The following is a 17,254-nucleotide window of genomic DNA, read 5'->3' on the forward strand; positions in this document are numbered from 1 at the left end:
GGTAGGCACCGTGGACGCGCGGTGTACCTGAAGACCGGCGAGAGTGCGGTGGAGTGTCACGGAACCGGGCTCACCCGGCGGCAGGTCCAGCACACCCGCGCCCAGGTGGAGATCGTCGCCGGGCTTCTCGGCTCGTACGCTCCGGACGTCCGCCGGTCCCTGACCTGGCGCGACGCTCGCCGGTGACTCCCGTATGAGCTTGGTGTCGGCGTTCGTACCCATCTGGATCCTCACCGCGGTCGGCTACGCGGCCTGCCGTTGGGGCCTGCTGGGCGAGGCGGCGGCGTCGGTGCTCGGCCGGTTCGTGTTCCACCTTGCGATGCCGGCCGCCCTGTTCCTGGCCCTGTCCCGGATGCCGCTGTCCGGGTTCGCCGGCCGCTCGCTGCTCGCCTTCGCGGTGAGCACCGTCGCGGTCGTCGGGTTCGGGTGGGCCGGCGCGAGCCGGCTGTTCGGTCGCGAGCCCGGCGAACGGCCGATCTGGGGCATGGCCGCCGGGTACGTGAACTCGGCGAACCTCGGCATCCCGATCGCGACGCAGGTTCTCGGCGACGTGTCGTTCCTGGCGGTGGTGGTGCTGCTGCAGGTGCTGGTGGCGGCGCCCGTGATCCTGGTCGCCCTGGACCGGCACAGCGACCCGGCCGGGCGGATCAGGGTGCGCCGGATCGCCTCCCTGCCCGTACGCAACCCGGTGATCCTGGCGTCGCTGCTCGGTGTCGCGTGCTCGGCTGCCGGCCTGCGCCTGCCGTCGGCGGCCGCCGCGCCGCTGACGCTGCTGTCCGGTGCCGCGGTTCCGGCCGCCCTGGTCGCGCTCGGCGCGTCGCTGCACCGCACGGCGCCGTCGCGGGCAGAACCGGCCGAGCCGGCCGGGGCGGCCGAGCTGGCCGCGGTCAGCGCGCTGAAGCTGGTCGCGCAGCCGGTCATCGCGTACGCGGCCGGGCTGGCCCTGCACCTGTCCGCGCCACAGTTGCTCGCCGTGGTGGTGTGCGCGGGCCTGCCGACGGCGCAGAACACGTTCATCTTCGCCCAGGAGTACGGCGTCGGCGAGGCGGTGGCCAACCGGGCGGTGGTGGTGACCACGACGCTGTCGCTGGCCACACTGGCCGTGGCGGCGACGCTGCTCGGGTAGCCACCGCTACGCGGGGAACCGCCTCCAGTGCCCCTCGGAGACGACCTCGACGGTGCCGTCGGTCACCTTGATGGCCGTCTGGTCGTCGATCGCGTACGCCGGACCGGCGATCTCGGCCGCCCATTTCTCGGCAGCGGCCATGGTGTTGTCCGGTTCGAGGCCCAGGTGCGGGAAGATCGAGAAGTCGACGAGCCCCAGTGTCCGGTCGTCGGGTGCGGACTGCCACTCGACGAATTCCGCACCGATCCGTGGGGTCAGCACCATGCTCCCCGCACTCAGCCCCACCCAGACGGTGTCCCGCAGTGACGGCAGGAGGTCCGCCAGCCCGGACTGCCGCATCCAGTGGCACAGGTACGTCGCGTCGCCGCCGTGCACGAGCAGGACGTCGGCCTCCCGGACCCAGGGGATCCAGTGCTCCTGGCCGATGCTGGGCAGCGCTGTCAGTTCGAGGACGCCCAGCGACTTCCAGCCCAGGCCGCTCATCGGGAGCGGTGTCTGACCGGTGATGAAGCGCCAGGCCGAGGCCGGTCCGCCCATCGGGTAGGCCGCCGTGGGGATGCAGAGGGCACTGGATTCGGCGATCGGCTTGCCCAGCAGGTCGACCAGCGCGTCGCGGATGCTCGGGTTCTGGACGCCTGCGGATGTGAGGAGAAGTTTCACGCTTGCCTCCTGTGCGTAGCGGTCATGACGCTCTCCCCCGAGAGCCGGGAGATCGGGTGCACGGGAATACAGACCGGACACCGAAACCAAACTCATCGCCGATTCGGATGCATGACCAGCGGACGTCGATGAGGACGTGGCGTCACTCGCGGATCTCCATCTCTGTCACCAAGCCGTCGCCCAGGCGGTAGACGTGCATGACGGTGTGGTCGGCGAGCTTCGCTCCGGCCTTGTCGTGGACCACCTGATGAACGGTGACGGCGATGCGGCCGTCGGCCTCCGTGCGGAACGCGGTCGGCGTGACGACGGGCTCGATCTGGTCCCACTGCCGGCGCCAGTAGGCACCCACCTGGTCCCGGCCGCGAACGACGCCTCCTTCCCAGCCGTTGGGCCACGAGACGTCGGGCGCCATGGCGGCCAGCAGAGTGGGGATGTCACGCCTGTTGAAGGCCGCGTAGAGGTTCGTCAGCAGGGCCTGGGGAGTAAGGCGTCCGGCCGGATCCATCCAGCCAGCATGGCCGGTGGACGAGACCTCATGAAGCCCACTTCGCGGTCAGCAGAACGCGCGAGCGTCCGGCTGGAATCGTGTTCGTAGGCTCCCGGCCCGCTAACTTGGGGGCACCCAAGGCAGAGGAGAGCCCCGTGGGCACTGTCGTCATGTACAGCTCGGTGTCGGTGGACGGCTTCGTCGCGGACGAGAACGACCAGCCCGGACCGCTGTTCGACTGGTTGACCAGCGGTGACGTCCCGTTGGACGCCAGCGGTGCGTTGAGGGTGTCGCAGACGTCCCACGACTACATCCGGCCGTACTGGGACCAGATCGGGGTGACGGTCGTCGGCCGGCACGTCTTCGACCTGACCGACGGCTGGGACGGGAAGCCGCCGAGCGGGATCGACCACGTGGTCGTCGTGACGCACCGGCCGGCGCCCGAGGGCTGGGACGCCGAGGCGCCGTTCCACTTCGTCGACGGCGTCGAGGCAGCCGTGACCAAGGCGCAGGAACTCGCCGGTGACCGCATCGTCGAGGTCGCCGCCGGCGACGTCGGAGGCCAGGTGCTCGCCGCGGGCCTGGTCGACGAGGTACGCATGGACGTCGTACCCGTGGTGCTCGGGTCCGGCAAACGCTACTTCGGGTCGGTCGACGCGCAGCACCTGCTGGAGGATCCCGACGTGGTGATTCAGGGCAACCGGGTGCTTCACCTGCGCTATCGGGTGCGCCGTTGACCGCTCTGATCCGCGGCTGCCGACACCGGCGTCCACCCACCACGCGCTGCTGGCCGGCGGCAGCGGACGCGTGTCCGACGCCGAACGGGTACGTCGGCAGGGCGGTGCCGTCAGAGCAGTGCGAGTTGGCCCGGCATCGGCTCGTCGTCGAGGCGAGCGCCGAGCTGCCACAGCCGGAGCTGATCGTCCTCATGATGACGGGTGAGCCATCGGCCTGGCCGGTACGAGGGGTGGACGGCGCCGGATCCGTGGTGGTGCGGGTAGCGCACCTGGGAGCGGCACCGGAGGCTGAGCGCCGACAGCAGTAGATGACCCTCGGCGCTGTTCGGCAGGTCTGCGGTGTTCAGAGCGGCGAGGATCAGCTTCTCGCTCAGGAACACCGCACGGTCCACGTGTCGGCAGCTCGGGAGGCTCGGCGGCGTGCCCGGCAGGTCTTCCAGGTGTCGTTCTGTGATGACGGCACCGGAGGCGACGTCGCGGACGGACAGGAACCCGTCGAGCGTCTGGGTCAGGTAGCGGCCGCCTGCCGGGCTGAAACCGGCGAGACCGCCACCGGCCAGCGGCCGGGACACGATGCGCTCGGCGTCGAGCCGGATGAGCATGGCGCGTGACCGGGAGGGATCGAGCAGCGTCAAGCCGGTCCAGACGCCCTCGGGTGAGTGCATGAACCAGGCGGCCTCGGGACCGGGCAGCGGCGTGCGATGGATCTCCGTGCCGCTCACACCGTGGACGGCGACAAGTTCCGCGGTGTCGCCCAGACGGATCCAGAGGACATGGTCGCCGTCGAGGTGGAAGCCGGCGCCGGCGCCGGCGCTGCCGCCGAGCCGATCCCAGCTGCTGCGCCACCGAACCGTGCCGTCGTGGTCGAGCACGACGATCTGATGCGCGTCGCCCGCCGCGACGAGTCGACGGGTGGCACTGACCGTCATCGGCGGGTCGTCGAGAGGCGCCGCCAGTCGCGTCACGCGACGCAGGTCGTGGTCGAGCAGGCTGACGGTGACGCTGTCCCGCTCAGTGACCGCCCAGCCGAGGCCGGTTGCCTCCGTGACATGCCGCATGCCGGGCAGCCGCACCTGGTTGATCAAGCGGGGTTGCATCGCGGCAGCATAGAGCCATTTCGGCGAGCCCGTCGGGCCGTCTGCGCGGACGCCCGTGCTGCATACCGCACTCGTCGGGCTCGGTTCAGCGTGGTCCCAGCCCGGTGCGCCCGTCGATCAGCTCGCGTACGGCGTCCAGGTGACCTGCGTGCCGAGCGGTCTCCTCGATGACGTGCAGAACGACCCGTCGCAGGTCGGTGGTCTGCGACGCCGGCGTCTCGTCCGAAAGACCTCGCCGCGATCTCGGACCACAAGCGAGATGATTCTCGACGCCCGGCCGTACGCGATTGACACGTCCAGGTCGGGAAGGGCAAGGTTGCAGTCGGCCACGCGCACCGCGTGGGCACTCTGCATGAGGGAATGACGCCTGTGATCCGGGTAGGCCGAGCGGCCGCCTGAGTGTCGACCACGCGACTGACGACCGTCGCGTGCCTGCGACACGGCGGGGCGGCCCGACGTTTCCTCCGCCCGTCGCAGCTTCTCTCATGCATCGAGGTTTCCCGTTGAGCATGGATGCCCGCATCCAACAGTCCGTCGTCGTCAACCTGTCCCGCCGGCCCGCGCCCGTCGAGGTGGGGCCCTTCGTGATCGGGCTGGACCCGACGACGACCAGCCCGTACGTCAACTACGCGACGCCGCGTCCCGGCGCCGCCGTGACCGCAGCCGACGTCACCGCCCTGGTCGCGGCGTTCCGCGCCGCGGACCGCAGACCCCGTCTGGAGTACGTCACCAGTTGTGCCCCCGATCTGGAGGCGCTGCTGACCGCCGCCGGCTTCACCGTGGAAGCCCGGCACACCTACCTGGTCTGCGTGCCGGGCACGCTGGCGTCGCCACCCGTGCCGGACCAGTTGAGCCTGTGCGAACCGGGTACCGACTCCCGGCGCGCCGCGCTGGTCAGCGTGCAGAACGAGGCCTTCGGCGGCGATCCGGTCGCCTCCGATGCCGACGTGGCTCGCCTGCGGCGCCAGCAGGACGCCGGGGGCGTGGTCGTCACGGCAGTCACCGAGGGCGGTGGCTGCGCGGGCGGCGGCGGTGCGGCCGCACCGGTCGGCGCGGTCAGCGAGGTGGCAGGCATCGCCGTTCGCGCGCCGTACCGCCGCCGGGGACTGGCGTCTGCGATCACCGCCGAGGTGACCCGGCGGCTGTTCAGCGCCGGTACGGAGGTCGCCTGGCTGGAGGCCGGCGGTGCGGAGTCGTGGCGGGTCTACGAGCGCGTGGGCTACCGGCCCGCCGGTCAGCGGCTCTACATCGCCATGAACTGAGGACGGAGGAACCCGGGCCGGGTGAGTCACCCCCCCCTCGCGCGCCGGCGTGAGGGGGGATCAGGCGGTCAGCTGGTTCGCGTCGAGCCAACGTCGCCAGCTCACCCGGGTGACATTCCGCTCCGGATGCTCGGCCACATGGAGGACGAACTGCGCCCGCAGCCGAACCAGGGGATCGTCGGCGTACGTCAGCGTCTCCACCTCGTGGAAGAACAGCGGGTCGGAGAAATGACGGACCAGGCCCGCGTACATCCAGTCCTTGCACCGGTACGGGCGCCTCAGCGCCGCGAGGGTCAACGCGGCGAGCTGTGGCTCGACGCCCTCCGGGACGCCGGCCCGACGGAATCGGTGCAGGAGCACCTCCTTCGTCCCCCAGCGGGACCACATCGACGACTCCCGCGCTCCCCACTCGTCGGGATGGTCCGTCTCCCACTGCAGGTACAGGACGGCGTACGGCGCCCACCGGGCGCGTCTGTCGAGGTCGTCGTCAGGGGAGTCCCGGAAGGCGCCGAGAGGAGCATCGATCGTCTGCCCCTGATGCCGGCAAAGGCGGGCGTGCGCCTCGTCCATCGCCGCCTGGAGCCGAGCCTGACTGGACCTCGACCGGTAGTGCGCCGACCACAGGCCGTTCCACTCGTCCAGCGCGTCGCTCGCCGCGGCGAGGGCTGCCTGGTGACGGGCCAGCGCCTGGTGACGCGTGCCCCGGTCGCTCGCGACCAGGTCGAAAAGCCAGGAGTAGTCACCGCTCGGCTCCACCAGCATCATGGCAGCTTGCCATCCGCGCCCTTCCGGGAAGCAGCGGGAGACAGAGGTTCGGGAAGAGAAGGTGGATTTCAGCCAGGCCGCTCGTGACGTCCGTGAGGGGTCGCGAACGCGGCGTCCGATCCCCGCCGGACAGCCGGCCCGTCGTCGACCAGGCTTTCCCGCATGAACAACGCACTCGACGGCAAGGTAGCTCTCGTCACCGGCGGTGGCCGTGGCATCGGCGCGGCGGTGGCCCTGCGCCTGGCCGAGGACGGCGCCGACGTGGCGCTGACGTTCCAGCAGAATCAGCGACGCGCCGACGACGTGGTGGACCGGATCAGGGCCGCGGGTCGGCGGGCGATCGCCGTGCGGGCCGACAGCGCCGACCCGGCGGCGGTGATCGCGGCGGTGGACCGGGCGGTCGGTGAGCTGGGCAGGCTGGACATCCTGGTCAACAACGCGGGCGCGTTCCTGCTCGGGCCGCTGGAGCAGTTGAGTCTCGACGAGTTCGAACAGACCGTCGCGGTCAACGTCCGGGCGCCGTTCGTCGCGACGCAGGCCGCGGTGCGCCACATGTCGGCCGGTGGACGGATCGTCAACATCGGCAGCAACACGGCCGAGCGGACGGTCTTCCCGGGCTTCTCGCTGTACGCGATGAGCAAGACCGCCCTGATCGGCCTGACCAAGGCGCTCGGGCGCGAACTCGGCGGCAGGGCGATCACCGTGAACCTGGTGAACCCCGGTGCCACGGACACGGAGCTGAATCCGGCCGACGGTCCGAACGCCGACACGATCAACGGGTTCACCGCGCTCGGCCACTACGCGCAGCCGGCCGACGTGGCCGCCGCGGTGGCGTTCCTCGCCGGCCCGGACGGGCGCTACGTCACGGGGGCGACTGTGAACGTCGACGGCGGATTCACCATCTGACCTTCGGGAACGGCCGGGGTCGTGACCGGGCGTCGGTGGCCTGCCCACCGCGGGGCGGAGCGGCGGCTAGGCTGTGCCGGTGTGGAAGGCGGTGTCCCCTGGTGACCGTCATGGTTGACGCGGACGACGTCCGCCGGGTGGCGTTGTCGTTGCCCCACGTGGTCGAGATCGACAGTGACGGCTTCGACTTCCGGGTCGCGGGCAAGGGGTTCGTCTGGTCCTATCCCGAGCGGACGCCCGGCAGACCGCGGCGCATTCGCACCGACATCGCCGTGCTGTACGTGGGCGACGAGGCGGAGAAGCAGGCGTTGCTCCTCGGCGAGCCCGACCTCTTCTTCACCACGCCTGCGTACGACGGGTCACCGCTGGTCATGCTGCGGCTGGCGCACGTCGGCGTCGAGCGTCTGACGGAGCTGGTCACCGACGCGTGGCGGATGCGTGCCCCCGACTCGTTCGCCGGTGACCCCGACGAGGCCGCCGGCGGGTGACGCCGGCGATCGGGCTTCGTCGAACCAGACCTTCTCGACGAGGGTCGCGTGCTTCACCAGACCCGGCAGCGTGGTCCGGGAGGCAGGCAAAGGCCACTACGGCCGGAAGTACTCGGACATCATGCTGCTGACCCATTCCGGCTGCCGGACGTTCGCGGGGACGAACTCCTCGAGCACCGGCTTCAGGTCGATGACGGGCGTGCCTGACACGGCGTCGAGGCCCACCACCGTCAGTTCGCGGCCGTCGACGGACTCGATCCGGCAGCACGTCACGCCGATCCGGTTCGGCCGGCGGGGGCCACGGCCGGCGAACACGCCCATCGGCGGCAGGTCGGCCCGGCCCCGGTAGGGGCGGGGCTCGCGGTGGTCGCCGTCGTCCGGGAACCGGTCGAAGACGAACAGGACCTCCACGTGGGAGAACTCCTCCAGGCCCTGGAGACATGCCTCGCCGAAGCGCTCGTCGACGACGATCGTGCTGCGGACGGCACCCCAGTTGTCGCTGTGCTGGATGTCCGTCCGGTCGTTGCGGACCGTGCCGATCGCAGTGATCTCGAAGCCGCTCATGACCGGAGACTAGTTCCGCATCGATCGCTCCGGGGCCCCGTGTCGCCGTGAGCCGGTCACGGGGCACACGAGCCGGACGGCCGGCGCTAGGCTCATGATCATGGACGTTCTCCGATACGCGGCGTTCACCGCCGACCCCGCCGGTGGCAATCCGGCCGGTGTCGTCCTGGACGCCACCGGTGCGGGCGACGCCGAGATGCAGCAGGTCGCGGCGCAGGTCGGCTATTCCGAGACGGCGTTCCTCGTGCCCGCGGGCGGGGACGGCCGGTTCACTGTGCGCTACTTCAGCCCGAAGGCGGAGGTGCCGTTCTGCGGCCACGCGACGATCGCGTCGGCGGTCGCGTACGCCGAGCGGCACGGCCCCGGCGTGCTGCACCTGGACACCCGCGCCGGACTGGTCGAGGTCGCCACGAGCGTGCAGGCCGACGGCACCACCACCGCCACGCTGACCAGCGTCGCGCCGCGCACCGAGCCCATGAGCGCTGAGGACCTCGCGGTGCTGCTCGCCGCACTGCGCTGGTCGCCGGACGATCTCGACGCGACGCTGCCGCCGCGTGTCGCGTACGCCGGGGCCTGGCATCCGATCGTGGCCGCCGCGACACGGCAACGCCTGGCGGACCTGGACTACGACATGGCGGCGTTGAGCGCGCTGATGGCCGACCGTGACTGGACGACGATCGACCTGGTGCACCGGGAGTCCCCGCTGGTGTTCCACGCGCGCAACCCGTTCCCGCCCGGCGGTGTGGTCGAGGACGCCGCGACCGGGGCGGCGGCCGCCGCGTTCGGCGGCTACCTGCGCGAGCTTGGCCTGGTGCAGCCGCCCGCGACCGTGACCGTGCGGCAGGGCGAGGACATGGGGCGTCCGAGCCTGCTCACCGTCGGCATCCCCGCCGGACAAGGTGCCGGGATCGCGGTGACCGGCACCGCCGTGCCCATCCCTGAGGAGGACGTGCGATGAGGCCGGACCACTACGGCGGTTTCGTCACTTCGACGGGCAGCGGGCCACGCTCACCTACTGGCACCGGCCGTTGCACGCGATGACGAAGGCGTTCACCGGCGCGGGTTTCCGCCTCTCGGTGATCAGCGAACCGCCCTCCTCACCCGACACCCCGCGCCGGTCGCAGAGCGACTGGACCCACTGGGTCCATGACGTCGGATACCGGGCGGCTCGTTCGTAGTACGGGTGAGAGGCGGCCTGACCGGGCCGCCCGGACAAGGGAGTCATGGCATGCCGCGGTACCTGATCTCGTTCAACGACGGCGCGATGGACCACATCCCCGTCGAGGAGATCCCCGAGGTGGGCAAGGACGCGCACGCGGTCATCCAGGAGGCCGTGAACGCGGGCGTGTTCGTGTACGGCACCGGGCTCGAACGCCAGCAGGCGAGCATCGTCGGTACGGACGGGGCGGTCACCGACGGGCCGTTCCCGGAGACCAAGGAGGTCATCGGCGGTTTCGTGGTCCTCGACGTGGCCTCACGCGACGAGGCGCTGAAGTGGGCTGCCAAGATCGCCGTCTCGTGCCGCTGCGCCCAGGAGGTCCGGGAGATCATGCCCGACCCCGAGACGGAGGCGATGCTCCGCACGGCGGGCCGGTGACAGGTCCGAAGTCGACGCGATGACGGGGTGGGCGTGGCACCGGACGGCAGCCATGCCCTCCGTGATCGTTAGCCAGGTCGCGGCAGTCGTCGAACCGCACCGGGAAAGACGCCCGGCCCGCTTGCGTGAACTCGGGAGCGAGTCGCTTCCCCTCGGTGCGCGTCGGATGGCCGGGTGCGGCGAAAACCGGTTGGCGGTCCCGGCGAGCGCTGTTAACTTGCCGATGGCCGTGCCGGAGAACGAGGGAGGTGGTACCCGTGACCGCAGTATCGACATGGGTGCTCCCCTCGGGGGTCACGGCCGGGCGACAGGTCGTCCGGGAGCGCCGTCGCACTCCCGAAAGGCACGACCATGCGATTCGTCTCCGACCAGCGCCTCGCCGACGGCGTCCGCGAACGTGAGTTCACCCTCGGCGAGATCCCGGGCATCCTGTGGACGCCCGCATCCGCGCCCACGTCGGCCCCGCTGATCCTGCTCGGCCACCCGGGCGGACTGCGCCGGATGTACCCCCGGCTGGTGGCCCGGGCCCGCGACTGCACGGCGCAGGGTTTCGCGGCGGCCACCCTCGAACTGCCCGGCGGCGGGGACCGGCCCGCGTCCGCCGCCGCCGAGCAGGCCCGCGCCGACCTGCGGCGGGCACTGGCGGCAGGCGAGCCGGTCACCGACGACATCGTCGACCGGCTCGTCCTGCCGCTGGTGGAGAAGGCGGTCCCGGAGTGGCGGGCCGTGCTGGACGCCCTCCTCGCACTGCCGGAGATCGGCGGTCCGGTCGGCTACTCCGGCGGGGTGATCTCGATCGGCGTACGGCTGGCGGTGGTCGAACCGCGCATCGTGGCCGCGGTCCTGTTCGCCGGGAGCTTCGTGCCGCGAGCGATGTTCGCCGAGGCGCGGCGGGTCACCATCCCGCTGCACGTCCTGTTGCAGTGGGACGACGAGGGCAACGACCGGCAGATGGCGCTGGACCTGTTCGACGCCTTCGGCTCGGCGGAGAAGACGCTGCACGCCAACATGGGCGGCCACACGGGCGTACCGCGGTTCGAGGGGGAGTCCGCGAACCGGTTCTTCGGCCGGCACCTGCGGACGCCGCCGAGCTCATAGGGTGGACGCATGACGCCCGTGACCGGACTGGACCACGTCGTCATCGCCGTGTCCGACTGGCGGGCCGCCACCGACTTCTATCGCGACGTCGTCGGCGCCGAGGTGATCGGCGTCGGCGGCGACCGCGTCGCCTTCCGGATCGGCCCCCACCAGTTGAGCGTGCACGGGCCGGGTCTCGACCTCGGCGGCAACGTCGCCCGAGTCCCGGTCCGCCCGGGCAACAGCGACATCTGCTTCGTCTGGGCCGGGCCGATCGAGGAGGCGGTGGCGCACCTGCGGCGGCACGACGTCGAGGTGGAGACGGGACCGGTCCGGCGGGTCGGCGCCGGTGGCGCCGGGACCAGCGTCTACTTCCGCGACCCGGACGGAAGCCTGCTGGAGTTCATCTCCTACCAGGATTCCTCGCAGCAGCCGTAGGTCCTTGCCCTGCCAGCTCGCGGTCCAGCTGTGCCAGGGGCCGCCGGGGTGCCTGAAGCGCGCGGAGCCTCGACGCCCGATCTCGGTGCGTCACGCGGACCCGCCCACCGGCGACGCCCAGGTGGGGCGCCGGATCAGGCAGAACGGGTGGCCCGCCGGGTCGGCGTACACGTGGTCGCCCGGCAACCGCCGCGCGCCCAGGGCGAGCACCGCCTCGCCCGCCGCGTCCTGGTCGTCGACCATCACGTCGAGGTGCATCTGCTGCGGCACGGCCGGATCCGGCCACGTCGACGGCGTCAGCCCGGGGGCGCGCTGGAACGCCAGCCCGGACGCCGCCGTACTCGCCGACACCACGGTGAAGTCGTCGTCCGCGTACGTGATCGGGTCGCCGAGGACCGCGCTCCAGAACCGCGCCTCGGCCATCGGATCCGGGCAGTCGACGATCAGATGGTGGAGCCGCCCGAGCGGCACAGGGATCACCCCGTTCCTGGCCGTGCTGCCGGGCGTCAGCTCAGCCGCAGGTCGTGCTCGTCGAGGGCGGCCTCGATGACGCCCAGCGCCTTCGGTCCCATGCCGTGCAAGCGAGCCAGCTCCGCGCGCGGCACTCCGGCGAGCTGGCGCAACGTGGTGTAGCCGGCGGCGGTCAGCGCCCGCGTGGCCGGTGCGCTGATCTTCGGCAGGCGGTCCAAGGACGAGGTCATCGCCCGATGCTAGACCGCTGGCACCCGGCCCGATGCCCCCCGCGAGCGCCCGGCCGGCAGATGCGGACTCGCCTCCGTCGATGCGGCACTCGGGGCGGCCTCGGGGAAAGGCCCGACGGGTATATCGGGGCGTTTCCGTATGGGACTCGGGTGGAGTGCCGCTGAAGAATCGATGAGCATCCAGACACCGGGAGGTGCCGTGTTCCGACGTACCATGGCCGTCGCTCTGGCCGCGCTCACCGTCCTGGCGGGACTGCCCGGCGCGGCGCGCGCCGGTCTTCCGTCGCAGCGGCTCGTCTGGACCGAGTGCGCCGACGACCTGCCGGACGTCCCGCCGGATCCGCGCGTGCGGTGCGCCCGGCTCCGGCTGCCGGTGGACTGGGCCCGGCCGAACGGCCCGGCGTTCGACCTCGCCGTGGCACGCCGGTCCGCGCGCCTGCCGGAGCAGCGGGTGGGCACGCTGGTGTTCGGGCCGGGCGGTCCCGGCGACTCGGGGGTGGAACGCATCCGCAGGGGCGACCGGTTCAGCGGCGAGTTGCTGGACCGGTTCGACCTGGTCAGCTTCGACCCGCGCACCGTGGCCCGCACCGCCGCGCCCGTCTGCACGCCGGATCCGGCGTTGCGCAGGCCGCCCGTCCCGCTGGCCGGCCAGGCCAACTTCGACGCCGCCGTGGCCTACAACCGGGCGCTGTGGAGCCGGTGCCGCCCGACCAGCCCGGTGTTCGACCACGCCGACACGCTCAGCACCGTCCGTGACCTCGACGCGTTGCGGCGTGCGCTGGGGGAGCGGCGGCTGTCCTTCCACGGCAGCTCGTACGGCACCCTGCTGGGCCAGCAGTACGCCGAGCGGTACCCCGGCCACGTGCGGGCCGTCGTGCTGGAGGGCGTGTTCGACCACAGCCTCGACGTGCGGTCCTTCGTGCGGACGCAGGCCGCCGCGTTGCAGGACGCGTTCGACGAGTTCGTGTCCTGGTGCGACAGGTCGGCGGACTGTGTGCTCCACGAACGGGACGTGCGATCGGTGTGGGCGCGGGTGCTGGCCCGCGCGGACCGTGGGGAATATGCCCCCCGTACCGCCTTCGACGTCACCGCCGTGGCGCTCGGCATGCTCGCCGGCCCGCGCTGGCCGCAACTCGCCGCGATCGTGCGGGACCTGGACGCCGGTACGCCGCCACCGGAGGTGAATCTCTCGATCTCGGTCGCGGCGTTCTGCGCGGACTGGCCCGCCGAGGTACGCGACTACGCCGAGTACGCCGGCCTGGTCCGGGAAGCCAGGGCCGCCGCCCCGGACGTCCGGTACGGCGCCGGTCTGCTGGCCGTGCAGACCTGCCTGGGCCGGCCGTCCCCGGTCCGTAATCCGCCGCACGAGCTGAACGTGCACACCCGCACGCCGCTGTTGCTGCTCAACGCCCGGCACGATCCCCGTACCGGCTACGCCTGGGCGGTGAACGTCGCCCGGCAACTCGGCCGGCACGGACGCCTGGTCACCTACGAGGGCTGGGGCCACGGCACCTATCAGCGCAACGACTGCACGACCGCCGTGGTGGACCGGTACCTCGTCGACCTGACGGTGCCCGCCCCCGGCACGCGATGCCCGGCGAGCTGATCCGGCACGCCGCTAGACCGCCGGCCCCGGGTCCGGTGCCCCGGCGAGCGTACGGCCCGCCGGGCGCCGGTGCGGCAGCGCCGCCAGGCCCAGCGCGAGGAACAGCAGGACCGCACCGAGCAGGAACGGCAGCGACAGGGTGGGCTGGCCGAGCCACTCCCACGGCACGTGCCAGCGGGGATGCGGCTCGCTCAGGTGGTGCGTGAGCATCAGCGGCGCGCTCAGCAGGATCGGTGCGGCCCAGAACACCATCGCGACGCCGTACAGGACCTTCGCCGGGCCCTGCACCAGCGGGTGCCGTCCCTCGGTGCGGCGGCTGGCCCAGCCGAACAGCACCCAGCCGCCCAGCGTGCCCAGCGCGAAGGCGAGCAGACCGGCGGGGTAGGCGGCGGCGGGGGTGGCGCGGCTGAGGGCGAGGCTCATCGAGCCCTCGGCGTTGATCTGCACGGCGAGGATGTGGTCGCCGCGATCGGCGTACACGGTGATGTCGGAGGGGATGGACGCCGGGTCGCACTGCGGACTGCCGGGGACGCAGCCGTACGCGTCGGTGTGGACGGGCGCGCTCCGCTCCCACCCGGCGGCGTCCAGGCGTTGCCGCAGGTCGGTGAGGCCGCCGGCCGGTGCCTGGTCGAACGACGCGGTCAGCTCGGCCAGCGCGTACTCGCCGCCGTCGCCGAGCAGCAGCTCGGACAGGAGATCCTCGCCGAGCGGGTGGCCGTAGATGAGGAACACGGCGGGCGGGTCGTCCTGGTCGATATGGCTGACCTGCCGGTCCGGGTAGAGCTGCCCGACCACGGCGGCGAGGTCCCGGTGGTCGAGCGGGCGGGAGCCGAGCCACGCGAGCCAGGTGCCGAACGACGCGGCGAACAAACCGCAGACCACCGCGAAGACCGCAGCCCAGGCCACCACGGAACGGCTCGCCGGCCGTCCCAGCCGGGCACGCAGACCATGACGTACGAGATTCGCCGCGACCCGGCCACGCCGGTGGGCCGAACCGACGTCCCGTACCGTCTCCAGGATCTCGGCCCCGCGCGCGCGGCGATAGTCACGGGGGTAGGCCAGCAGCAGCCAGCGGTGCATGGGTTTCTCCCTACGGTGCCGCGACGGCGGGGGTCAGGCGGGGCGAGGGCGCAGAGCGCGCAGCCGGGTCTCGGCGGCGGACGCGAGCTGCCGCAGCCGCTCGGTCTGGTGTGCCAGTTCGGCCCGGCCGTCGGCGCGCAGCCGGTAGTAGCGGCGCAGCCGGCCGTCGACCACCTCTTCATGGCTGAGTTCGACGAGGCCCTGCGCCACCAGCCGGTCCAGGGCGGCGTAGAGCGTGCCCGGCAGCAGGTTGACGCGACCGCCGGACAGGCCGGCGACCTCCTGGATGATCCCGTAGCCGTGGCGCGGCTCGTCGGCCAGCGCGGTCAGGATCAGGAAGGTCGCCTCGCGCATCTCACTCACCGAGGCAACATATACAGCCGATCAATACATGGTCAACGGTCGCCGAGTAGTTGCCGCTCGGCCATGAAGGCGCGCAACGTCCCGGCGTCCTCGGCGGACATCAGCCAGCGGGGGATCACCGTGGCCGGCATCCGCCCGACGTACACGATCCAGAAGTCAGGCGTCTCGGTGACGCGCGTGACGCCGTCCCAGGCGATGCCGCCGGACTCCGAACCGCTGCGCATCATGATGTTGCGGTCGTCGATGTCGTAGCCGCCCTCGACCGCGTAACCGCCGGAGCGGCGCCGGGCCCGCCACCGCACCCACGGTGCGTACAGCATCGACAGCACGCCGGCCACGATCAACGCGGTCCACAGCGACGCGAAGCGGCCACCCCGCTCCGACGCCTGCGAGGCGACCCACCCGATCACCCCGATCGCGGCCAGGGCCGCGCCGATGTAGCCGAACCGGCGCAGCCGGGCGGCGGCCAGCGCGGCGGCCACGCGGGCCGGATAGGCGGGGTCGGCCGGTACGGCGAAACGGATCTGCATCGGCACCGAGGACCACCCACCGGACTCGTGTTCTGGACGGCGGGAGCGCTGCCCCGCGACGACGTGCGGGTCCACGGTACCGGGGCTTCCGGCTCTCAGATCCGCCGCAGCACGAACGTCACGAAGCCCAGCATGTTCCGGTACCCGCGCAGCCACTGGTCACGGTGCTCGCGGGCGGCCGTCAGCGCCCCGGCGGCGTCCGGGTGACCGGGGTTGTCCAGCGCCCACTCGGTGAGCGAACCGGTCCACGACCACTCGTAGTCGTCCCACTCGGCGGTGTCGCTGACGTGCGCGTACACCGGGGCCCAGCCCGCCTGCCCGGCGGCGTCGACCAGACCGGCGAGGTCGGCGTGGTCGTCCGGTTTCGCGCCCAGCGCCGCCAGCGCGTCCGGCGTCGGCGGCACCTGCCAGAATCCCTCACCCACCATCAGGATGCCGTCGGGGTTCACGTGCCGGCCGGCCAGCTCCAGCGCTCCACCGAAGCCGCCGAACGCGTGCGTCGACCCGACGCAGAGCACCAGGTCGTAGTCGCCGTCCGGCACGTACGACCGGGCGTCGCGCTCGTGCAGCGTGAGCCGGTCGGCGAGGCCGCGCTCGGCGGCGGCCTCGGCGGCGCGTTCGAGCGCGTACGGGCTGAGGTCCACGCCGTCGGCGTGCCCGTCCGGGTAGTGCGCGAGGGCCTGCAACGCCCAGGCGCCCTCGCCGCAGCCGAGATCGAGGATCCGGGCCGCCGGCCGCCGGCCCGCCCGGCGCAGCAGCCGGTTGAGGTTGAGACCGGAGATCGGGGCCGCGATCGGGTGGTGCGAGTGCGCGATGCTGCTCAGGCGTTGACGGTCCATCGCCGCAGTCAACACGAGGACTGCGGACCCGCGCACGCGGGTTGCCGCGCCGGTCAGTACCGGCAGACGATCGTGGCGTCGTCGGTGGCGACGCCCTCGCGCGCCTCGGCTTCGCGCACCCGGCGGACGACCTCGGCGGGGCCGTCGGTCTCCAGCAGGCGCAGCAGCCCCGGCCAGCCGGTCAGGCCGAAGGTGTCCACGAGGCGGCTCGCGCCGTTGCTGAGCAGAGCCGTCGCGCGGACGTCGTCGGCCGGGCACTCGCCGGTGACGGCCTCGCCGGCCACCCGCGGGTCGTCCTTGGCGACCCAGAACCCGCCCGGACTGTTCCGCCGGGCCCGCAGATCCATCAGCAGCCGCCGGTACTCGTCGCCGCCCTCGGGCACGTCCTTCAGCCGCTCCTCGAAGGACCGCGCGATCACCACCTCACGCGGATCATGGGCGGCGACGGGCTCACCAGAGGCCCGGCCGATCAGCGCGACCGCGTCGCCGAGGACCAGGTGCTCGACGGTCCCACCGGAGAACCGGAGCATCGCCACCGCCGCGAACGGGCTGATCGGATGGGCGACGTCGCACGTGCCGCGGTGCGCGTCGGTGACGTGCTCGATGCCCTCGGCCAGCACGTCGCGCAGGCTCCGATCCTGGGACAGCGCACCGAGCAGCGCGCCGCCGAGCCGGGTCGCGTACCAGGCGATGCCGTGGTGGCAGACCTCGTCCGCGCCGGCGATGCCGCCCGCGCCGTCGACCAGGACCATGCCGCACGGTACGGCGCCGGCGAAGTCCTCATTGGCCCGGCCCGGATGCCCCGCGTCGGTCGCCATCGCTACCCGCATCGGCTCATCATGCCGGGACCGGCCGGAACGCGATGCCCCTCGCGCCTTGATCTGAAGTGTGGTTGAGGTCCTGGCGTCGTGGGCACCCGACCACTGCCGGA

24 protein-coding genes are annotated in these 17,254 nt (G+C 72.2%); 11 read left to right on the forward strand and 13 right to left on the reverse strand.

Features of this window, described 5'->3' with window-relative positions; all coding sequences use genetic code 11:
• Positions 1 to 48 precede the first annotated feature (48 nt).
• Both IF06_RS33525 and IF06_RS0103785 read left to right on the forward strand, forming a co-directional pair.
• Complete coding sequence (locus tag IF06_RS33525) at positions 49 to 186, forward strand: hypothetical protein (protein ID WP_157551451.1); 138 nt, start codon at positions 49 to 51, stop codon at positions 184 to 186.
• 7 nt (positions 187 to 193) lie between these two features.
• On the forward strand, positions 194 to 1,126 hold the full coding sequence (locus IF06_RS0103785) for an AEC family transporter (RefSeq protein ID WP_030269026.1): 933 nt from the start codon (positions 194 to 196) through the stop codon (positions 1,124 to 1,126).
• 6 nt (positions 1,127 to 1,132) lie between these two features.
• Here IF06_RS0103785 and IF06_RS0103790 read toward each other — a convergent pair whose 3' ends face one another.
• Together IF06_RS0103790 and IF06_RS0103795 are read right to left on the reverse strand one after the other, a co-directional pair.
• On the reverse strand, positions 1,133 to 1,786 hold the full coding sequence (locus IF06_RS0103790) for a Type 1 glutamine amidotransferase-like domain-containing protein (protein ID WP_030269027.1): 654 nt from the start codon (positions 1,784 to 1,786) through the stop codon (positions 1,133 to 1,135).
• Positions 1,787 to 1,928: 142 nt separating this feature from the next.
• The gene (locus tag IF06_RS0103795; protein ID WP_030269028.1) at positions 1,929 to 2,291 is read right to left on the reverse strand and encodes a nuclear transport factor 2 family protein; all 363 of its coding nucleotides are present in this window, start codon (positions 2,289 to 2,291) and stop codon (positions 1,929 to 1,931) included.
• A gap of 137 nt (positions 2,292 to 2,428) precedes the next feature.
• Here IF06_RS0103795 and IF06_RS0103800 point away from each other — a divergent pair, with 137 nt between their 5' ends.
• The gene (locus IF06_RS0103800; protein WP_030269029.1) at positions 2,429 to 3,010 is read left to right on the forward strand and encodes a dihydrofolate reductase family protein; all 582 of its coding nucleotides are present in this window, start codon (positions 2,429 to 2,431) and stop codon (positions 3,008 to 3,010) included.
• A 110-nt stretch (positions 3,011 to 3,120) separates the two neighbouring features.
• Here the strand turns inward: IF06_RS0103800 and IF06_RS0103805 are convergent, their stop codons facing one another.
• Both IF06_RS0103805 and IF06_RS34930 read right to left on the reverse strand, forming a co-directional pair.
• On the reverse strand, positions 3,121 to 4,107 hold the full coding sequence (locus IF06_RS0103805; RefSeq protein ID WP_030269031.1) for a hypothetical protein: 987 nt from the start codon (positions 4,105 to 4,107) through the stop codon (positions 3,121 to 3,123).
• A gap of 85 nt (positions 4,108 to 4,192) precedes the next feature.
• On the reverse strand, positions 4,193 to 4,630 hold the full coding sequence (locus IF06_RS34930; protein ID WP_198039646.1) for a DUF664 domain-containing protein: 438 nt from the start codon (positions 4,628 to 4,630) through the stop codon (positions 4,193 to 4,195).
• Here IF06_RS34930 and IF06_RS0103810 point away from each other — a divergent pair.
• Entirely contained in the window at positions 4,617 to 5,369 is a 753-nt protein-coding gene (locus IF06_RS0103810; RefSeq protein WP_013285892.1) for a GNAT family N-acetyltransferase, read from the forward strand. The two genes, IF06_RS34930 and IF06_RS0103810, sit on opposite strands and share 14 nt — an antisense overlap.
• Positions 5,370 to 5,429: 60 nt before the next feature.
• Here the strand turns inward: IF06_RS0103810 and IF06_RS0103815 are convergent, their stop codons facing one another.
• The gene (locus IF06_RS0103815) at positions 5,430 to 6,131 is read right to left on the reverse strand and encodes a hypothetical protein (protein ID WP_232236614.1); all 702 of its coding nucleotides are present in this window, start codon (positions 6,129 to 6,131) and stop codon (positions 5,430 to 5,432) included.
• Between the two features lie 165 nt (positions 6,132 to 6,296).
• On the opposite strand from IF06_RS0103815, the gene IF06_RS0103820 reads away from it, so the two are divergent.
• Together IF06_RS0103820 and IF06_RS0103825 are read left to right on the forward strand one after the other, a co-directional pair.
• Positions 6,297 to 7,040 (forward strand): SDR family NAD(P)-dependent oxidoreductase, encoded by a 744-nt coding sequence (locus tag IF06_RS0103820; protein WP_013285894.1) that lies wholly within the window; start codon positions 6,297 to 6,299, stop codon positions 7,038 to 7,040.
• A 110-nt stretch (positions 7,041 to 7,150) separates the two neighbouring features.
• Entirely contained in the window at positions 7,151 to 7,528 is a 378-nt protein-coding gene (locus tag IF06_RS0103825; protein WP_030269034.1) for an MmcQ/YjbR family DNA-binding protein, read from the forward strand.
• A 96-nt stretch (positions 7,529 to 7,624) separates the two neighbouring features.
• Here the strand turns inward: IF06_RS0103825 and IF06_RS0103830 are convergent, their stop codons facing one another.
• Positions 7,625 to 8,092, reverse strand: coding sequence for an SAM-dependent methyltransferase (locus tag IF06_RS0103830; protein WP_013285896.1), 468 nt, complete (start codon positions 8,090 to 8,092; stop codon positions 7,625 to 7,627).
• 100 nt (positions 8,093 to 8,192) lie between these two features.
• On the opposite strand from IF06_RS0103830, the gene IF06_RS0103835 reads away from it, so the two are divergent.
• The 4 genes from IF06_RS0103835 (at position 8,193) to IF06_RS0103855 (ending at position 11,204) form a co-directional block, all read left to right on the forward strand.
• Positions 8,193 to 9,050 (forward strand): PhzF family phenazine biosynthesis protein, encoded by an 858-nt coding sequence (locus tag IF06_RS0103835; protein ID WP_030269037.1) that lies wholly within the window; start codon positions 8,193 to 8,195, stop codon positions 9,048 to 9,050.
• Positions 9,051 to 9,320: 270 nt separating this feature from the next.
• Positions 9,321 to 9,689 carry a YciI family protein gene (locus IF06_RS0103845; protein ID WP_013285899.1) on the forward strand — a complete coding sequence of 123 codons (369 nt, stop codon included), beginning with the start codon at positions 9,321 to 9,323 and terminating at the stop codon, positions 9,687 to 9,689.
• Between the two features lie 351 nt (positions 9,690 to 10,040).
• Positions 10,041 to 10,787, forward strand: coding sequence for a dienelactone hydrolase family protein (locus IF06_RS0103850; protein ID WP_013285900.1), 747 nt, complete (start codon positions 10,041 to 10,043; stop codon positions 10,785 to 10,787).
• 9 nt (positions 10,788 to 10,796) lie between these two features.
• Positions 10,797 to 11,204: a VOC family protein gene (locus IF06_RS0103855; protein WP_013285901.1), complete on the forward strand. Its 408-nt coding sequence runs from the start codon at positions 10,797 to 10,799 to the stop codon at positions 11,202 to 11,204.
• Between the two features lie 90 nt (positions 11,205 to 11,294).
• On the opposite strand, the gene IF06_RS0103860 is transcribed toward IF06_RS0103855, so the two are convergent.
• Positions 11,295 to 11,684, reverse strand: coding sequence for a VOC family protein (locus IF06_RS0103860; protein ID WP_013285902.1), 390 nt, complete (start codon positions 11,682 to 11,684; stop codon positions 11,295 to 11,297).
• A gap of 26 nt (positions 11,685 to 11,710) precedes the next feature.
• Complete coding sequence (locus IF06_RS0103865) at positions 11,711 to 11,905, reverse strand: hypothetical protein (RefSeq protein ID WP_013285903.1); 195 nt, start codon at positions 11,903 to 11,905, stop codon at positions 11,711 to 11,713.
• Positions 11,906 to 12,119: 214 nt separating this feature from the next.
• On the opposite strand from IF06_RS0103865, the gene IF06_RS0103870 reads away from it, so the two are divergent.
• On the forward strand, positions 12,120 to 13,511 hold the full coding sequence (locus IF06_RS0103870; RefSeq protein ID WP_030269038.1) for an alpha/beta fold hydrolase: 1,392 nt from the start codon (positions 12,120 to 12,122) through the stop codon (positions 13,509 to 13,511).
• 12 nt (positions 13,512 to 13,523) lie between these two features.
• Here the strand turns inward: IF06_RS0103870 and IF06_RS0103875 are convergent, their stop codons facing one another.
• The 5 genes from IF06_RS0103875 to IF06_RS0103895 all read right to left on the reverse strand — a co-directional run bounded on the left by IF06_RS0103875 (position 13,524) and on the right by IF06_RS0103895 (position 17,153).
• A complete protein-coding gene (locus IF06_RS0103875) occupies positions 13,524 to 14,591 on the reverse strand; it encodes a hypothetical protein (protein WP_030269039.1) in 1,068 nt (355 codons plus the stop codon).
• Positions 14,592 to 14,624: 33 nt separating this feature from the next.
• On the reverse strand, positions 14,625 to 14,945 hold the full coding sequence (locus tag IF06_RS0103880) for a PadR family transcriptional regulator (RefSeq protein ID WP_013477092.1): 321 nt from the start codon (positions 14,943 to 14,945) through the stop codon (positions 14,625 to 14,627).
• A gap of 41 nt (positions 14,946 to 14,986) precedes the next feature.
• Positions 14,987 to 15,484: a YcxB family protein gene (locus IF06_RS0103885; RefSeq protein ID WP_030269040.1), complete on the reverse strand. Its 498-nt coding sequence runs from the start codon at positions 15,482 to 15,484 to the stop codon at positions 14,987 to 14,989.
• 95 nt (positions 15,485 to 15,579) lie between these two features.
• A complete protein-coding gene (locus tag IF06_RS0103890; protein WP_013285908.1) occupies positions 15,580 to 16,323 on the reverse strand; it encodes an SAM-dependent methyltransferase in 744 nt (247 codons plus the stop codon).
• Positions 16,324 to 16,376: 53 nt separating this feature from the next.
• Positions 16,377 to 17,153, reverse strand: a complete 777-nt coding sequence (locus tag IF06_RS0103895; RefSeq protein ID WP_030269041.1) for a hypothetical protein — start codon at positions 17,151 to 17,153, stop codon at positions 16,377 to 16,379.
• Between the last annotated feature and the right edge of the window lie 101 nt (positions 17,154 to 17,254).

The sequence above is a fragment of the Micromonospora globosa genome (assembly GCF_000717585.1).
Lineage (GTDB): Bacteria > Actinomycetota > Actinomycetes > Mycobacteriales > Micromonosporaceae > Micromonospora > Micromonospora aurantiaca.